This is a genomic window from Acidiphilium sp. PM (assembly GCF_000219295.1).
Taxonomy (GTDB): domain Bacteria; phylum Pseudomonadota; class Alphaproteobacteria; order Acetobacterales; family Acetobacteraceae; genus Acidiphilium; species Acidiphilium multivorum.
In genome coordinates, this window is sequence record NZ_AFPR01000560.1 from 1 (window position 1) to 17,050 (window position 17,050).

14 protein-coding genes and 5 pseudogenes are annotated in these 17,050 nt (G+C 62.0%); 14 read left to right on the plus strand and 5 right to left on the minus strand.

The genetic code is table 11. The features are described 5' to 3' along the window. Positions 1-538, plus strand: a 538-nt coding sequence (locus tag APM_RS20875) for a winged helix-turn-helix domain-containing protein (protein ID WP_083818717.1), incomplete at its 5' end; no start/stop codon positions are given. A 61-nt stretch (positions 539-599) separates the two neighbouring features. On the opposite strand, the gene APM_RS18140 is transcribed toward APM_RS20875, so the two are convergent. The 3 genes from APM_RS18140 to merA are packed head-to-tail and all read right to left on the minus strand — an operon-like array spanning position 600 to position 3,417. Then, positions 600-1,121 (minus strand): hypothetical protein, encoded by a 522-nt coding sequence (locus APM_RS18140; protein WP_007424852.1) that lies wholly within the window; start codon positions 1,119-1,121, stop codon positions 600-602. Then, entirely contained in the window at positions 1,118-1,771 is a 654-nt protein-coding gene (locus APM_RS18145; protein WP_241763212.1) for a peroxiredoxin, read from the minus strand. The genes APM_RS18140 and APM_RS18145 overlap by 4 nt, the downstream gene beginning before the upstream one ends. A 5-nt stretch (positions 1,772-1,776) precedes the next feature. Then, the gene (merA, locus tag APM_RS18150) at positions 1,777-3,417 is read right to left on the minus strand and encodes a mercury(II) reductase (RefSeq protein ID WP_013634873.1); all 1,641 of its coding nucleotides are present in this window, start codon (positions 3,415-3,417) and stop codon (positions 1,777-1,779) included. Positions 3,418-4,110: 693 nt separating this feature from the next. Here merA and APM_RS18155 point away from each other — a divergent pair. After that, positions 4,111-4,524 (plus strand): helix-turn-helix domain-containing protein, encoded by a 414-nt coding sequence (locus APM_RS18155; RefSeq protein ID WP_007424855.1) that lies wholly within the window; start codon positions 4,111-4,113, stop codon positions 4,522-4,524. A 64-nt stretch (positions 4,525-4,588) separates the two neighbouring features. Here APM_RS18155 and APM_RS20885 read toward each other — a convergent pair. Then, positions 4,589-4,911 (minus strand): annotated as a pseudogene (locus tag APM_RS20885) (transposase); the annotation flags it as partial. Positions 4,912-5,019: 108 nt separating this feature from the next. On the opposite strand from APM_RS20885, the pseudogene APM_RS23185 reads away from it, so the two are divergent. The 5 genes and pseudogenes from APM_RS23185 to APM_RS18180 form a co-directional block, all read left to right on the plus strand. Then, a pseudogene (locus APM_RS23185) lies at positions 5,020-5,388 on the plus strand (transposase); the annotation flags it as partial. A 276-nt stretch (positions 5,389-5,664) separates the two neighbouring features. Beyond that, positions 5,665-5,856, plus strand: a pseudogene (locus APM_RS22825) (IS110 family transposase); the annotation flags it as partial. A 528-nt stretch (positions 5,857-6,384) separates the two neighbouring features. Continuing rightward, positions 6,385-8,823, plus strand: coding sequence for a TOTE conflict system archaeo-eukaryotic primase domain-containing protein (locus APM_RS18170; protein ID WP_007424858.1), 2,439 nt, complete (start codon positions 6,385-6,387; stop codon positions 8,821-8,823). Positions 8,824-9,002: 179 nt separating this feature from the next. Then, positions 9,003-9,338, plus strand: coding sequence for a hypothetical protein (locus APM_RS18175; protein ID WP_013634877.1), 336 nt, complete (start codon positions 9,003-9,005; stop codon positions 9,336-9,338). Next, on the plus strand, positions 9,338-10,597 hold the full coding sequence (locus APM_RS18180; RefSeq protein ID WP_007424860.1) for a type II toxin-antitoxin system HipA family toxin: 1,260 nt from the start codon (positions 9,338-9,340) through the stop codon (positions 10,595-10,597). Before APM_RS18175 ends, APM_RS18180 begins: the two co-directional genes overlap by 1 nt. A gap of 65 nt (positions 10,598-10,662) precedes the next feature. Here the strand turns inward: APM_RS18180 and APM_RS18185 are convergent, their stop codons facing one another. Beyond that, positions 10,663-10,926 carry a hypothetical protein gene (locus APM_RS18185; RefSeq protein ID WP_231844544.1) on the minus strand — a complete coding sequence of 88 codons (264 nt, stop codon included), beginning with the start codon at positions 10,924-10,926 and terminating at the stop codon, positions 10,663-10,665. Between the two features lie 179 nt (positions 10,927-11,105). Here APM_RS18185 and APM_RS18190 point away from each other — a divergent pair. The 7 genes and pseudogenes from APM_RS18190 to APM_RS18215 form a co-directional block, all read left to right on the plus strand. Next, positions 11,106-11,321, plus strand: a pseudogene (locus APM_RS18190) (NAD-binding protein); the annotation flags it as partial. After that, positions 11,317-11,484, plus strand: a pseudogene (locus tag APM_RS23190) (MerR family DNA-binding protein); the annotation flags it as partial. The pseudogenes APM_RS18190 and APM_RS23190, both read left to right, overlap by 5 nt. Further along, positions 11,468-11,848, plus strand: coding sequence for a hypothetical protein (locus APM_RS23195; protein ID WP_371259416.1), 381 nt, complete (start codon positions 11,468-11,470; stop codon positions 11,846-11,848). The pseudogene APM_RS23190 and the gene APM_RS23195, both read left to right, overlap by 17 nt. A 211-nt stretch (positions 11,849-12,059) precedes the next feature. Next, positions 12,060-12,707, plus strand: coding sequence for a TVP38/TMEM64 family protein (locus APM_RS18200; RefSeq protein WP_241763213.1), 648 nt, complete (start codon positions 12,060-12,062; stop codon positions 12,705-12,707). 236 nt (positions 12,708-12,943) lie between these two features. Further along, the gene (locus tag APM_RS18205; RefSeq protein WP_007424865.1) at positions 12,944-14,929 is read left to right on the plus strand and encodes an LssY C-terminal domain-containing protein; all 1,986 of its coding nucleotides are present in this window, start codon (positions 12,944-12,946) and stop codon (positions 14,927-14,929) included. Then, entirely contained in the window at positions 14,926-15,603 is a 678-nt protein-coding gene (locus APM_RS18210) for a heavy metal response regulator transcription factor (RefSeq protein ID WP_007424866.1), read from the plus strand. Before APM_RS18205 ends, APM_RS18210 begins: the two co-directional genes overlap by 4 nt. A gap of 28 nt (positions 15,604-15,631) precedes the next feature. Further along, a complete protein-coding gene (locus APM_RS18215) occupies positions 15,632-16,975 on the plus strand; it encodes a heavy metal sensor histidine kinase (RefSeq protein WP_007424867.1) in 1,344 nt (447 codons plus the stop codon). The last annotated feature ends 75 nt before the right edge of the window (positions 16,976-17,050 follow it).

Here is a 17,050-nt window from a genome sequence, read left to right on the forward strand (position 1 = left end):
AGCTATATCAGGATCATATGATGAGTTATTTGTTGTGGATTTACTTAGGATAGGAGCAGACGACTGTGTCGTCTCAGCAATAGGAGCAATAGATCTAAATCTACGGATTGAGAAACTAATTGAAAAAAATAGAAGTTCTGCAGATCACCAAAACCATAATATTCAAAACAATCCAATAAACAAAAACAATAATAATAATAATAATAAAATCTTTGTTTTTGAAAAGTTTTATAAATATTTTACTCCAAGTGAGGGTAAAATACTAAGCGAACTCATAGAAAATAAGGGGAAAGTCGTTAGCAGGGAATCTCTGTCTCTTCATACAAGAGATTCATATAAAAACACATCAAAAAGAACAGTTGATAATATCATTTGTAGGATTAGAAAAAAATTCGACATGCTATCCATTAACAATTACGTTATAAAGACTTATAGCTCTTTAGGATATTCCTTCATAGGAGATCCAGATAAATTCTTTTATGATTTAGCAATTAATATTGAAAAATATGAAAAAACCCTGCCAGAAAATCGTAATTGATATAGTTTATGCGGAGGGAACGCACAGTAAACATCGGATGCGTCTGAATCTTGGTGTGAGTTCAGCAGGCGCAGGACAGCGCCCGCCGGGCGCTGGAATAGAGGCCCCAGAGCATGAGGGCGATCGCCACCCCGTAGATTGCACCTTCATGGGTGGCAATGAAGCCCTGGATCGGCAGACCGAGCTGCCCGACAGCCGGTAGTACAGAGGCGATGGTTGCAATCGCCAGTGGCAGGATCGGGGTACAGCAGAGCAGTGCAGGCAAGGTTGCCAGCACCGCGCCCAGCACGGTGCCAGTCGGCCCCACCCGTGCCCCCTGTCGGATGCCGTAAACGCCGAGCGTCACCGTCAGCGCGAGAAGAACGGCCATGATCAGCGCCAGAACAAACTGGCCTGGTGTCAGGAAGCGAAGCGAGACCAATCCGACGACACCGCCCGTGCTGGTGGCGGGCAGCAGCATCGCATAGAACCCGAGCGCCGCGACAAACAGGACCATCGTCCCGATCACGGCCCGGCGGGAGCCCAGGGCGAATTGCAAGGCGCGCGGCACCATCTCCACGCGCTGATAAAAGGCGGCAATCATGATCCGGTCTTTGGCTTGATGAAGCTTGCGATCTTGCCGAAGGTGGCGGAGGGCGTCGAGGAAACCACGGCGACGTGCCCGTCCGGCGCGATCACCTGGTAGACATCGACAAATTTGTGCGGATTGTAGAGGTCGAACAACGCCTTCGTGTCGTCTCCGATCACGAAATGCGGGTCGTTCAGCAGCTTCGGTGCCGCCTGCTCGACAAACTGGTGCATGCTCGGGCCAGAATAGCCGCCATTCTTGTCGTCGCGCAGCACGAGGATCGTCATGTCAGACTTGTCGATCTCCGCCTGATGCTGTGCGAAGGTCCTGAGCCCGGCCTTGCAGCTTGGACACCAGGTGGTGACCTGCCAGACCACGAGCGGATGGCCCATATAGGTTTTCAACTCGACGCTCTTTCCGTCAACGATGAACGGCGCGTTGGGCGCAGTCATGTCCTGCGGCGCCGGCGCGCTGGTTGGCCCCATCTTGCCTGTGGGGCCGGCAAATGCGGTCGCTGAAGCAAGGCCGGTGAACGCCAGTGCAGCCAATAGCGGTTTCCCGAGCCGCAGGAACCGAGAGTGAAAGAGGTTGTTGGTTTTTGTCATGCGCATTCTCCTTTCGTGGTCATGAATCCATCCTCGTTCTGCCGTGCCTGACTGTTGCATCGCGTTCACCCGGCGCAGCAGGAGAGTTGCTTCACGTCCTTGGTAAAGGTCTGTGCCGCAAGCTTGATCCCCTCGCTCATCACCAGATAGGGGAACAGCGTGTCGCCCAGCTCCTGCACCGTCATCCGATGACGGATGGCGAGTGCCGCAGTCTGGATCATTTCTCCAGCATTGTGAGCGAGGATCTGTGCGCCGATCAGCCGGTTGGTGCCGGCTTCGGCAACGAGCTTCACGAAGCCTCGCGTGTCGAAATTCGCGAGTGCTCTGGGCACGTTTTCCAGATCGAGGCGCCGCACGATAGCTTCGATGCCTGCCGTTCTCGCCTGCCCCTCGTCCAGTCCGACCGTCGCGACCGAAGGGTCGGTGAAGATCACCGCGGGGACCACCGAGAGGTCGAGGCTGGCGTCGCCGCCCGTCATGTTGATCGCAGCCCGCGTTCCGGCCGCCGCGGCGACATAGACGAGCTGCGGCATCGTGCTGCAATCGCCTGCCGCGTAGATATTCGCGGCTGATGTCCGCAGATGGTCGTCGACCACGATGGCGCCGTTGCGATCGGTAGTGACACCGGCCTGCTCAAGGCCAAGTCCTCCAGTCGTGGGCCAGCGTCCGGTAGCCACCAGTAGCCGCTCGGCTTCGATGCGCCCGGTGCCAAACGCCACTATGAAACGACCAGCCTCATAGGCGACGTTCTGAACCCGGGTCTCGTTGAGAACACGGATGCCCTCGGCTTCAAACGCCTCCTGTAGCGCCGCGCCAAGTTCGGGATCGTCGCGCGTGAGCAGGGTGCTGCGGGCGAGCACGGTCACGTCGACGCCGAGACGGCGATATGCCTGGGCCAGTTCGAGAGCCACGAAGGACGATCCGATCACCGCGATGCTGGTGGGAAGCTCGTCAGCAAACAGGGATTCAGTCGAGGTCCAGTACGGGGTCTCCGCGAGCCCCGGGACCGGCGGGATCATCGGCGCGGCACCAGTCGCGATGAGGATGCGATCCGGAGTCTGCCGCGTTACCTTTCCAGTGTGCTCAGTGATCGTGAGCGTGCGCGCATCCGCGAAGCGTGCTTCGCCACGCAGCAGCGTGATCCCCGGATTGTCATCGATGATCTTCTGGTATTTCGCACCACGCAGCGCGTCCACCCGCCCGCGCAACTGGGCAAGCAACACCCGCCGGTCCACCGGTTCTTCGCTGCGGGCGATACCGTCGAACGGATGGTGCCCACGCTCATGCCGGATTTCGGCGGCCCGGAGAGTGATTTTTGAGGACACGCATCCAGCATTGACGCAGGTGCCGCCGATGACCTCGCCTCGCTCGATCATGGTCACCCGGGCGCCGGCATCAACCGCCCGGATGGCGGCCGCAAAGGCAGCGCCGCCACTGCCGATGATGGCGATATGCAGCCCACCGCCGTGCGGGGCCGTCGTGCCGCGCGTGGTGTCGTCGTTCAGCGTCTCCATCCCATAGCCATGCGGCGCAAGCGCAGCTCGCAGCGCCGCGAGGTCAAGACCATCGGCGCCGTCGATCCGCGCGGTCCGGCGATCGTAGTTGACATCCGCCCGGACGTCCGGAAGGCTGTTGAGGGCTTTCTCGGCTATGCGAGCGCAGTGCTCGCAGGTCATGCCCGTCACGCTCAGAGTAAGAGAGGTCATGCCAGGTCTCCGATGGTTCCGGTGCAATTGATATTGTGTGCTTCCAATGACTGCTGATCCTGGTGTCTGACGACCACCGCAGCGGCAGGTGACGGCATTGGGTCATCCTTGCGGGTTATGGCCGCACCGTGTCTGGATGGCGGTGTTACTGGCTGGCGCAACATCTGACTCCGATCGGCGCACAGACCCAGCGCGCAGAGTCCAAGGGCGCATGTGACCGCGCAGGGCAGGATCGTCAGGATGATAGGCGCAACGCCGGCCGCCACCAGCCAACTCCAGCCTCCGGCGGCAAGACCACCAGCCACGGCGAGAGTAAGGCCACCGATGATCGTCACGCGACTGGTCAATAGGCGCCGCCAGTTGACCCGGACGCCGGTATCCGAACGATTACAACATGCAGCCATGGCCCGAACTCCTTCTGCAGCCCTGGTGCGAGCCATAGCGCGAATATCCGCAGCATTCCGATACCAAGACTGCCCCAGGACACTTTTGGCCACCGGCAGGATCATCGCCGGCCCACCCATGGCTGCGCGGGGCGCGGAAAATATCACCTGGTCGGAAACGCATGACCCCTCCAAATTTATCTCACGATGGTCTAGATAGGTTCTGGAGTAACTCCAGAATCAAGGGCATGTCGTGGGTAATGTGAATGACCGCCAAATTCGTGCCTCGGCTGCTAGGCTGGATGGTCCGTTGGAGCCGATCGGCAAGGTTGCGCGGCAAATCGGCTGTGGCATCGACACGATCCGCTTCTATGAAAAAATCGGAGTTCTACGTCAGCCGCGACGCACCGGGAGTGGCCGTCGGGTTTACGGCCCCGCCGAAATCGCACGCCTCGCCTTCATCTGCCGGGCACGGGAACTCGGCTTCTCTCTTGACGAGGTGCGCGGACTGCTCGACCTCGCGGAGGAGAAAGAGCGGCCCTGCGAGGATGTTAAGCAGGCCGCTGTCCGTCATCGCCAGGACGTACGACGCAAGATCTCCGACTTGCGGGCGGTCGAAGCCACGCTCGGCACCCTGATCCAGCAGTGCGAAGCCGACGGGCCAGCGGAATGCCCGTTGATCGAGGCATTATCGCAGCCGAGCATCGTCGTGCCCCGTCTTTGAAAGCGTCACCCGGAAAATCCATTCACAACCCCAAGCCAAGCAACGCCACAGAACTGAACCACGCCGGGATATGCCGCTGGCGTGGCCGGCCGCGGCCCGCGGTCGGGAAGATCAGCGCCACGTCAGCCGGATAGACCTTCTGCTTGAACGGAATCCCCACGGCCCACCGCAAATTGCGGGCACTCAGCGCCTGGCGAAACGGCGCACTCAGGCCATAGCCGGTGTCAGCGAGCACACAGCCGAACCGCGCGCCGCCCACCCTGATCCGGTCGATCTGTCAATCGCGATCTCCGTCTTCCTACGAAATCCCTGGCGATCCGGCGGCACTCGCGCCTTGCTCATGCGGATTGGATCGCTTGTCCAGCTCTCCGGCAGGAACAGGCGCAATCCCCGGTGTCGGTGTAGCGCGACAATCTGGGGTGAGAATACGCCATCACCGTCCGGGAACATATTCTCGTGAGGCAATACGATTCTCACGCTGATTGTCGCGCGGCAGTCGGGCCAATTACCTCGATTACCATGGCCCTGTCTGCGGTAAACCCGGCAAATTTCGAGAGTGGCCGCCACTTCGCTGCGTGGCTGGGACTGACGCCACGAGAACATTCGACAGGTGGAAAACATCGCCTTGGCCGGATCAGCAATGCGGGCAATGAGCGGTTGCGTTAGTTACTGGTCGTCGGCGCGATGGGGGTGTTTCGATACGCCAAGCCGGGCAGCAAATCAGCAAATACCTGGCTGTTGCAATTGCAGGAGCGCCGGCCGCGCAAGATCGCGGTGATCGCTCTGGCCAACAAGATCGCCCGGATCATCTGGGCGATGATGGCGCGCGGCGAGGCATACCGGCGGCAGCCGGCAGCAGCCTGACCGCGGCCGGTGCCAGGGAGGCAAGAGCGACAGAAGAAGATGGTGATTGGTCGAACCGACGAATGGCGGCAATCCAGCGGGGGTCAACGGCAGGTCGATGCCGCAGATTTGTTTGGATGCCATTCGCGGAACCCATCTGGGCTGGCGGTCATGAGGCCGCGCCAAAAAGCCGGACACATGACCGCATTCGTGCCGCCGCCAAATTCTCGCACCGTCGATCTTGAATCCCGGGCCGTTCCACACATGACCCCCTCGATTGAGAGGAGGGACAGATGGCGAGCGGCGCTGCCTTATCTTGTCGAACGCGATACGCCGTTGGGCCGCTGGGCGCGGGGATTGCTCGACCGAGCGCATAAGAACGTGGGCGTAGTCGCGCTGGCCGCGAAGCTGGCTCGGATCGCATGGGCTGTTTTGGCGCACGGTTGCGATTACGGCGCCCAATTCGAAGCGGCGGCTGCGGCAGCATGACGGAATCGCCCGAACAGCGCTCGCAGTTGGGCGCGAAAGGGCAGTCGATGTCTGCGTGAGGTGAAAGGAAGATGGCCTGACAGTCGAATGGCGGCTTGAAACCCTGACCCATTGAACGGCCTCCGAGGCCGGTGTGATTATAAGGATCAGGCCGCGCGGATCTCCATCTTGGCCGGGTTCGAAGCCCGAGACCGGATACGTTGAAGCAGACTGATTAGAGCCAGATGAAATTCACCCCTTGCGGACGGGGCGGGCCATACGTTCAGTTCGTTTGCGAAGACGAACGGAGATACGATGGACTGGAGGTCAACCGGGCGAGCGACAATACGCCGAGTTACTGCATCTTCGTAGGCCGGGCGGATTATGCGAAGCGCCGGATAATGCGGAGTGTCGGCCGCTGAACGCCGGCATTCCATGCTGCTGCGCCTAATGCTGCCCGTCGATCCGCCGAGCCACGCGTCGCCCGCCTTAAGGTCGTGCTCCCTTTGGTCTATGTTGTCTCTTGGTCTATGGGTGAGAGCAACGACTTTGGCGGACGAGAACGACCTCTCGGCGGACATCGCGCGCGTTCGGCGTCGGTTGACCGATCTCGATGCCGAGCGCACGAGGCTCAAGGCCGAGTTGGAGACGCTGGAAAAGAGGCGGGCGTCTGATCGCCGACCGGCCGAGCAGCCGTTCCCTGGTGATGCCGCGGTCACCAACCACTCGTCGTCGCTCGAGAAGGTCGATTTGTTCCGGCGGTTGTTTGCCGGGCGCCCCGATGTCTTTCCGGTTCGATGGGACAATAGAAAGACCGGGCGTTCAGGATATTCGCCGGCCTGCTCGAATGAGTGGGCAAAGGGGATTTGCGGCAAGCCGGCGGTGAAGTGCGGAGAGTGCCCACATCAGGCCTTCATCGCACCCTCCGAGGACGTGATCGAAAGACACCTGCGCGGCGGTGGCACCTCCACCAGCGGCTTTGTCGCCGGGGTGTATCCATTGCTGCAGGACGAAACCTGCTGGTTCCTGGCCGCAGACTTCGACAAGGAAAGCTGGGCGGACGATGCCAGGGCATTGCAGGACACCTGCCACGCGAAAGGAATTGCCGCCGCTTTGGAACGGTCGCGGTCGGGGAATGGTGGCCATGTTTGGATCTTCTTCTCCGAGCCTGTGCCGGCAAGGGCCGCCAGGCAGTTGGGCTCGGCGTTGATAACGGAGACGATGGAAAGCCGCCCCGAGATCGGTTTCTCCTCCTACGATCGGTTCTTTCCCAACCAGGACACGATGCCCATCGGTGGCTTTGGCAATTTGATCGCGTTGCCGCTGCAAAGAAAGGCTCGCGAATGCGGCAACAGCGTGTTTGTCGACAAGGATCTACAGCCTTACGACGACCAGTGGGCGTACCTGTCATCCCTGCCTAGAGTGCCGGCAGCCACCGTCTTCCGGATCGCGGACGAGGCGGAATCGTCGGGTCGTGTCCTGGGTGTTCGCATGCCGGTCGAAGACAAATATGCGGAAGAGCCATGGAAGATGTCGCCGGCGCGGCGCAGCGAGCCGCGGCGCATCGAGGCTGCGATACCGAAAACCGTCAGGATCGTGGTCGGCGATCAGGTTTACATCGACCGGACGGAGCTTCCGCCGGCCCTGATCACGCAGTTCATTCGACTGGCGGCGTTCCAGAACCCGGAATTCTATCGTGCGCAGGCCATGCGGCTGCCGACATTCGGCAAGCCGCGGATCGTCTCCTGTGCCGAGCTTTATCCGAGACATGTCGCTTTGCCCCGCGGCTGTCTCGAGGAGGTGATCGATCTCGCCAAGAGCCACGGGGCCGTCACCGAGTTGGAGGACCGCCGCGAGAGCGGCACGCCACTTCCCGCGGGCGTCGTCTTCCAGGGCGAGTTGCAGCGGCCGCAGTCGAGGGCCTTCGAGGCCCTCGTCGCCCACGACGCCGGGGTGCTTGCGGCAACGACCGCCTTTGGCAAGACTGTTGTCGCGGCGGCGCTCATCGCCCATCGCAGCCGGAACACGCTGATCCTCGTCCACCGGCGCGAACTGCTGAAGCAATGGGTGGAGCGTCTGCGGACTTTCTTGAATATAGGCCGCAATCAGATCGGCGTAATCGGTGGCGGAAAACGGAAGCCGACCGGCATCATCGACGTTGCGCTCATCCAGAGCCTGGTCCGCAACGGGGAAGTTGCGGACACAGTTGCCGATTATGGCCATCTGATCGTCGATGAATGCCATCACCTGTCGGCGGCAAGCTTCGAGCTTGTCGCTCGGCGATCGAAGGCGCGGTATGTGGTGGGCTTGTCCGCGACTGTGGCCCGCAAGGACGGCCACCACCCGATCATCTTCATGCAATGCGGCCCCGTCCGTCATCGGGTCGATGCTAGAGTTCAAGCCGCCGAAGGCGGCATCCGCCACCGGGTGCGCGATCGCTCGACGACATTCGAGCTGCCGCCGTCCCTGGCGTCAGTCGAGCGTCCGTCGATCCCTGCGATCTACGCGGCATTGGCTCAGGACGGCTCGCGGAACGATCTCATCTTCGGCGACGTGCTGAAGTCGCTCGAGGCGAAGCGCTCGCCTGTCGTTCTGACGGAGCGGAAAGATCATCTTGATCGGCTTCGGCAGCGGTTCTCGCCGTTCGTGAAGAACCTCGTCGTGCTGCGCGGCGGCATGTCTGCGGGCGATCGCAAAATGGCCGAAGCCGCAATGCGGGTCCCGGACGATCAGGAGCGCCTGATCCTCGCGACCGGCCGTTACATCGGCGAAGGCTTCGACGACGCCCGCCTCGACACGTTGTTCTTGACGATGCCGATCGCCTGGAAGGGGACATTAGCGCAATATGTCGGCCGTCTCCATCGCCAGCATGCTGGAAAGCGGGACGTCCTTGTCGTGGACTATGTCGATCATGCTGTGCCGGTTCTCGCTCGGATGGCCGTGAAACGCCGCGCCGGCTATCGCGCCTTGGGCTACATCATAGAGTAGCTGCGCCTCGCGGGGATGCGAGACGCCGCATGGCGGTCAGCGCGACCAGATAAGTTGGACACCCGCAAGAACCCCTTCGGCTTGGGACACTCATGCGGGTTTGACCAGGCTCGTCCATCTTGAAATAATGTTCACTACATCTTACACTAAATCAGATAGTGTAAAAGTTAGTGAGCAATATGAGCGCCAAACCCGAAGCCACATTGCCAATCCCGGTGCGCCGTGCCCTCAGGAAGCTGGGTGCGGACATCCGTGATGCGCGTCGCCGTCGGAGAATTCCGACGACGACCATGGCGGAGCGCTCGCTCATCAGCCGCGTGACGCTCACCAAGGTCGAGAAGGGCGATCCCAGCGTCAGCTTTGGCATCTACGCCACTGTGCTCTTCGTCCTCGGCATGACCGAGCGCCTGGCTGAACTGGCTGACCCCAAGCACGACACCATTGGCCTCAGCCTGGAGGACGACCTGCTGCCGCAGCGCATCCGCAGCCCGAACAAGCCCAAGGGAACCGGCTGATGGACCGCGAGATTTTTGTCTACATAGACCTGCACGGTGAACCCATTCTCGTCGGCCGCCTGTGGTCGCGCGTGCGCAAGGGGCGGGAAAGCGCGTCGTTTGAGTACGACCCGGCGTGGCTTGCGCACCCGGAACGCTTTGCGCTGGAGCCAGCCTTGACGCTTGCGCCGGGGCCGTTCCACACTCCGCCCGAAAAGGCGCTATTTGGCGCGATTGGTGATTCCGCACCCGACCGTTGGGGCCGTGTGCTCATGCGCCGGGCTGAACGCCGCCGCGCCGAGCGGGAGAGGCAGGCACCGCGCACGCTGTTTGAGGCTGACTTTTTGCTCCTGGTGGACGACGTGGCGCGTCAGGGGGCCTTGCGGTTCAGGGCCGAGCCGGATGGTCCTTTCCTTGCGCCGGAAGACAGCATGCGGATTCCGCCCTTGATAGAGTTGCCCCGTCTGCTGTCCGCCGTCGAGCGGGTTTCGAACGAGGAAGAGGACGACGAAGACCTGCGCGTCTTGATCGTTCCCGGTTCTTCCTTAGGCGGAGCGCGCCCCAAGGCGTCTGTGCGCGACCATGACGGCCATCTGGCACTGGCCAAGTTCCCGCACAAGCAGGACGACATCAACGTCGTCCTTTGGGAGGGGGTTGCCCTGTCTTTGGCAGAGAAAGCTGGGATTGGTGTGCCCGAATGGCGCATCGAGACGATAGGCGAGAAGCCTGTCATTCTCATCCGCCGCTTCGACCGCAAAGGGGGGCTGCGCGTCCCGTTTCTGTCCGCCATGAGCATGTTGGGCGCGAACGACAACGAACAACATTCCTATCTGGAGATTGCCGACGCGCTGCGGCAGTTCGGGGCCGCGACGAAGGACGATCTGGCCCAACTCTGGCGACGGATCGTCTTCAGCGTCCTCATATCAAATACCGACGACCACCTGCGGAACCACGGTTTCCTGTACGGTAGCCACAAAGGTTGGCGACTATCGCCTGCCTACGACCTCAATCCCGTCCCCGTGGACATTCGCCCGCGAGTCCTCTCCACAGCAATCGACATGGATGATCCTACGGCTTCCATCGAGTTGGCGCTGGAGATGGCCAACTACTACGGCCTGAAACCGGTAGACGCAAAGGCCATCGCCCAGCAGGTGGCGCTTGCCGTCGCCAAATGGCGCGGTGATGCCGCGAAGCTGGGCATATCAGCACGCGAGATCGAGCGCATGGCGTCAGCCTTCGAGCATGAGGACGCCAGGAAGGCGCAGACGCCTTCCTGCTGACGCCGGGACAGGCATACGTCAGGGCCACAATCCGGTGGAGACAAAGGGTCAATCCGAAGCGGAAATCAACAGGCGGGCCGTTTCCTGGCGAAAACTCCCATCTCACTCCGCCGCCCTTCTTTCAGCTCGGCCTGCAGCCCGTCGATGATCGCCTGCCGGTCTTCCCTGTCCTTTTCCGCCTCGGCACCCTCATTGACCGGGACGATGTAGCGCTGGGCCGCCTTGCCCTTGCCAATCCAGACCTCTTTTACCCAGAGCTGGGTATCGCCATGCTGGCGATCGAGCACTAGCGGGACGATCGACACCAAATCCTGTGGGGAGTGACTCACGATAGTGCTTCCGCGACTCGGACGCTGTGATTATGGGATGGCTGGCTCACCCCTCTCGTGGCGATCGGGTAGTATCGCCGCTGGTTTGGAGAGAGGAGCAGGCCGATGGATATCGTGATTCTCGGCATCGATCTTGGCAAGAACTCTTGCAGCATGGTGCGCATGGACGCCGCCGGCCGGTCGTTGCGGTCGAATTCGCGCAAGCCTTCGCCCGGCTGGGCAGCCAGGTAACGATCCTGGCGCGTCACACGCTGCTTTTCCATGACGATTCACTGATCGGCGAGACCATTGCCGCTGCCTTCCGCGCCGAGGGGATCGAAGTCCTCGAACATACCGAGGCCAGCCGGGTTGACTACCGGAATAACGAATTCATCCTTGCGATCGGGAAGGGTGAACGACTACCTCACCTATGATTCTGATGATGTCCACCGACTGAGGTTCATCAGGCGGGGGCGCGCGCTCGGCTACCTGATCGCGACAATCTGTCAGCTTCTCGCACTCTGGGGTGACACCAACCGGCCGAGCGCGGATGTCAAGCGGATTGCTCTGGCTCATCCGGAATCCATGCGCCGCAAGATTGCCGAACTCGTTTCTATGGACAGAGCGATCGAACACCTTGCAGATTTTTGCACGAGCGATCATCAGCGAGATTGTCCGATCCTCGATGATCTCACCAGCGCATCTCTTCTACCTGACGATGGTGAACCGGGGTTATCTGATCGACGCAATCATTGCTGGCTTCGGCGCCGTGCCCCACATCCGCAACGCGACCGTCGCACTTGCGCATATTTCCTTGAATTACACGACGATCTTCAACATCCTGTTCCTGGCGGTATCATCACTCCTTGCGCAACATGTCCGGTGCACCGGACATGTTGCGCATGATGGTGGCGCTATCCGAAGGCCAGGATCATCACCATGACCATATCTGAACCACCCACCGCCTCCCCCCGCATGCAGGAAGCCTTCGATCCTGCGCCCAGACGCCCTATGCCGGACAGCGACAATCAAAGAGGATACTGGGCGTCTCCGGCCTGAAGCCGGCGAACGCTACAGTTATGGTGCAAGGCAACAAACCCAATCCGGCGCGAGTGAGGATCACTCTGGCCTTCGGCGCACTCGGGCTGTTCGCCGTGGTCGGCATCGCCGCGTTCGCCGCCGGCTTGTCCTTCCATGGGCTGACCGCCTCGCCGGATGCTATCGTCCGCATCGTCCGTTCCTGGGGCGCATGGGGCGCGATCGCCGCGATCGCCCTGATGATCGCGCATTCCTTCCTGCCGCTGCCAGCCGAGGTGATCGCGGTTGCAAACGGCATGATCTTCGGGCCCGTCTGGGGAACCGTGATCACCTGGACCGGCGCGATGTTCGGGGCCTGGGCCGCCTTCGGCCTCGCGCGCCTCTTCGGCCGCCCGCTCGTCGTGACATTCGTTTCTGCACGGTATCGGCACACGCTCGATGACTGGGCGGAAACGCGAGGCGCGATGCCGCTCCTCATCCTCCGCCTGATCCCAATCGTTGCGTTCAATCTTATCAACTACGCGGTCGGCCTCGCGCGTATCTCGTGGTGGACCTTCACCTGGACGACCGGCCTTGGAATCCTCCCCATGACCCTGTTGATGGTGGTGCTCGGAGACCGTCTGGCCAGCGTCTCCGGCGAAGCGGGGCTGGTCGTCCTCGCCGGTGTGCTGCTGGCCTGGCTCGCGGTCAAGCTGCTGCGGAAGCGTCTCCCACCGCACCGGTGGGGCCGGAGATCGCCGGTCCGCCAACGCTCTGGATCATGAAGCGTCCCAATGTATTGGCTCGCCAGTAATGAACGCCGCAAAGCGGGGCGATTGGGTTCGACTGCACCCGCGCCCGATCTCGCCGCGACTAGTCCCCGCCAGGCAAAATTTGGAGTAGTTCATGGGGCGGGCGATGACCACAAAAACGGAGCCGTCGAGATTTGTTGGGTCACCTCTCTGACACGATCGTTCATGCAGCCCGGACGCACGCGCTACTAGCGTATGGTCTAGCCTTCGTGCTGACCGCGGCGGAAGCGTTTCCCGTCATCGGCGCGCTGGTGCCTGGAACCGCCATTATTGTCGGATTGGGCGCTCTCGTGCCGACGGGTGCCCTGCATTTCTGGCCTCTGGTGGCCTGGTCCACGGGAGGCGCCATCCTGGGCGACGGGCTGCCCTTCTGGTTTGGCTCCCGGTTCCGGAACCAGGCGACTGGGCTCTGGCCACTGAGCCTGCATCCGGATCTGCTGCCGCGAGGCAAGGCATTCTTCGAGCGCCATGGAGGGTCCGCCGTCATCATCGCACGGTTCACGCCAGGCGTGCGGGCTGTTGTGCCCATTGTGGCCGGAGTCAGCGGGATGCGTTCGCTCCGCTTTTATGTGCTCGACGTCGTTTCAGCGGTCATCTGGGCCCCCGCGCATGTCGGCGCCGGGGTTCTCGTTGGCGCCTCGTTGGCCATTCTGGGCGTCATGGCAGGCAGGCTCGAGGCCCTGCTGATCGGCTCGATCGTCAGCCTCGTGCTCCTGCTCTGGCTGGTTCCACGGCTTCTCCGCTTTGTGATTAGCTGGTTGGAAAGCAAGCGCGGGCCAGCGCTTGCCTGGGCCCACGCCGGCAAAGGCAGGATCCGCAGTAATGTGGCTTCCATCCTCGATCCGGCACGGGCGGAACTGTCCGGCCTGATCACCCTCGCCGGGGCTCTTGCGGGCAGCCTCTGGCTTTTGCTCGGCGTTCTGCAGGATCTGATCGCCGGAGACCCGCTGGTTTATGCCGATCACGCGATCCTGCATTTCCTTGAGCCCTATCGAAGCGGCATTCCGATGGAAGCGGCGATGGCGTTCTCCCGGCTTGGAAGCGGTGCGGTCACGCTTGCTGTCGCAGCGGTCGTGCTCGTCTGGCTCGACCGGCAGAGTGCGTGGCGTGGTGCGGCCTATGGTATTGCCGCTGTGATCGGTGCCTCCCTGTTCACCGCGGGGCTCGATCTTGCCCTGCATCGCGCGCCACCGTCGCCGATTGCGCCCGGCTGGAGCCTTATTCCGTTTCCCGGCGGCGATCTTGCAACCTCATGCGCGGTTTATGGCATCCTGACCGTCATCGCCGGCCGACGGCTCGGCGCGCGCCCACGTATTGGGCTGATCACGGCGACGGTCCTTTTCGCTGCACTGCAGCTCGGCAGTCGGGTCTATCTCGGGCTGGACTGGTTTTCATCCGAACTGGCTGCGCTGGGCTTCGGGTTCGCGTGGGCGGCCGGTCTCGGCCTCGCCTATGTTGCGCGTCCGGTCGAACCCGTGGCACCCTGGCGACTCGTCGCCATTACGGCGGCTACGCTCGCCATCGCCGGTACGGCGGCGGTCACCCTAAATCGCAATGCCGATCTGGCGCGCCATGACGTGGGGCGCATGAGCACGACGATGACGTGCCCTGACTGGCTTCAACACGGCTGGCAAAACCTGCCAACACGCAGCCTCGGCATGCTCGGCAGTTTTTCCGGCTCACTGACGATCCAGTGGATTGGCCCGGCCGACGGGCTTCGGCACGCTCTCGCCCAGCTCGGCTGGCGCTCGTCCGCGCCCTGGACATTTCGCAATGCTCTTGAATTTCTAGCCCCGCACGCAAGCCCAGCCGAGATCCCGGCGCTGCCGCGCTGGGATGACGGCCGACGCGCAGACCTGATAATGGTTTTCGTCGGACACGGCCTTGCCGCCGATAAACGGCTGGTGCTGCGCCTCTGGAAGACGAGTGTATCTGTAACCATGCCGACAGGATCGGTACGGACGCTCAGGATGGGGGAGATCGAGATGCAGAGGCTGCGAAGGATGGTCTCAACCCTGACAATCCCTGTCTCTGAAGGTTCCGCTTCTGCCGTCCTGCCTCGACTCGCGGCCGTATTGCCCTCCGCGCGGCTGGTGACGCGTGCCGCCGATGGCGTTACCGTCCTTCTCGCCGGTGATCGTGCCGTGGATGCGGAGGGATGCCTGCCGCAGCACCGGGGGGACGGTGCGCAATGAGGGTTCTTATCGTCGAGGACGAGGCGAAGACCGCAGCCTATCTCCGAAAGGGTCTCGAAGAGAACGGCTTCACGGCGGATGTGGCTACTGATGGAGAGACGGGGCTCCAATTCGCCCGCCACGGCGGCTACGATGCCATTATCCTCGACATCATGCTGCCACGGCGCAACGGCTTCGAAATCCTCGCCGAAATCCGGCGGCGCGACAGCCATACCGCCGTGCTTCTACTCACCGCGCGGGACCAGGTGACAGATCGCGTCGCCGGGCTGGAGGCCGGGGCCGACGATTACCTCGTCAAGCCCTTCGCGTTTTCCGAGCTGCTTGCCCGTGTGCGCACCATCCTGCGGCGAGGGCACGCGCGGCAACCGGCGCTGATCCAGATCGCCGATCTCGAGATTGACCTCTCGGGACACCGGGCAACGCGAGCGGGTCAGGCGCTCGATCTGACGCCGAAGGAGTTCCGCCTGCTTTCGTTGTTGGCCCGCCGCGCGGGCGATGTCATCTCGCGAACGGTCATTGCCGAACAGGTCTGGGACATCAATTTCGATTCTGGCACGAACGTCGTCGACGTCCACATGTACCGCCTCCGCGCCAAGCTGGACGACCCGTTCTCCCGCCGCCTGATCCACACCGTTCGTGGTGTGGGTTACGTGCTCGAAGACCGTGGCGGCTGATCCTGAAGCGCCGAGCGCTGGCGGATCGATGTCCCTGCGGATGACCGCGTGGTATGCAGGGACGGCGTTCCTGCTCGTCCTGCTGGCCACTAGTCTCCTGACCTGGTCGTTCGGCGCGCGCATCGCCAGGCAGGAAGACCGCACGCTGCACGTGCTCGCACGGATCGCCCGCCCGCTGGGCGGCGCTGCCGATCCGTCCGCATCGCTGGCCATTGCATCGGCGCTTGAGCGAGCGGGCAACACCCGCGAGATCCAGTTCCGCGTCATCGGCCCGCACGGTCGGATCACAATCCAGTCAAATGGCAATCATCTGCCTCTGCCACCATCGGTCGGCTTGCCGAACGTTGCCACGCTTGATAGCGGCGGGATGGCGTTTCGTGTTCTCACCCAGCCCCTGCCGAACGGCTTCATGCTGCAGATCGCCATCGCCAGCCCCGGCTCGCAGGCCCTCCTGCTCCGTTACCGCGAAACCCTTACCCTGGTTCTTGCGGTGTCGATCATCCTCTGCGCCGTGCTCGGATATCTCATCGCCCGTTCGGGCATGCGCCCGATCGAGCGCATTGCCGAAACGGCCGAAAATATCCGCCTTTCGACCCTCCATGAACGTCTCGACGTCGCAGGGCTTCCCGCCGAACTCGCCGCGCTCGCCAACACGTTCAACATGATGCTGGACCGGCTTGAGCAATCCTTCCTCCAGCTCTCCCAATTCTCGGCTGACCTCGCGCACGAGCTGCGCACGCCGATCAGCAATCTGCGCGGCGAGCTGGAAGTTGCGTTATCGAGGCCCCGCTCTGACGATACTTATCGGGAAGTCCTCGGCTCCGCACTCGAGGAATGCACTCGCATCAGCCGGGTCATCCAGAGCCTCCTGTTCCTTGCCCGCGCCGAGATGGTCGGGGCTCCACCCGCCGTTGAAGCTCTTGATCTTGCCACCGAGATCGCAACGGTTCTCGAATTCTACCAGCCGATGGCGGCGGAGGCGGGGCTGTCGCTGACCGCCCGCGTCCGCCCGGGACTACCGATCAGGTTCGACCGCATTCTCCTCCAGCAGGCGCTCGGCAATCTGGTGGCCAATGCAATCGCCCATACCGGCACCGGCGGGCAGATCACCATCGAGGTTGCGGAGGTGCTGGAACAGCTCTCCATCCGCATAAAGGATACCGGGCAGGGGATCGCACCCGAGCATCTGCCGCATGTGTTCGACCGGTTCTATCGCGCCGATCCCGCGCGTTCGCATGTCGGCGGCAATCTCGGGCTCGGCCTCGCCGTGGTTCGCGCGATTATGGACCTGCACGGAGGCCGGGTTTCCATTGAAAGCACGCAGGGTCAGGGCACCACCGTATCGCTACTGGTGGCAGCGACCGCGCGTTAATCCCGAAACGGTGAGCCCAAACTGACGAAATCGTCATTCTGGCGTGGTGGAAACGTCATTCTCGCCGGCTAAAGC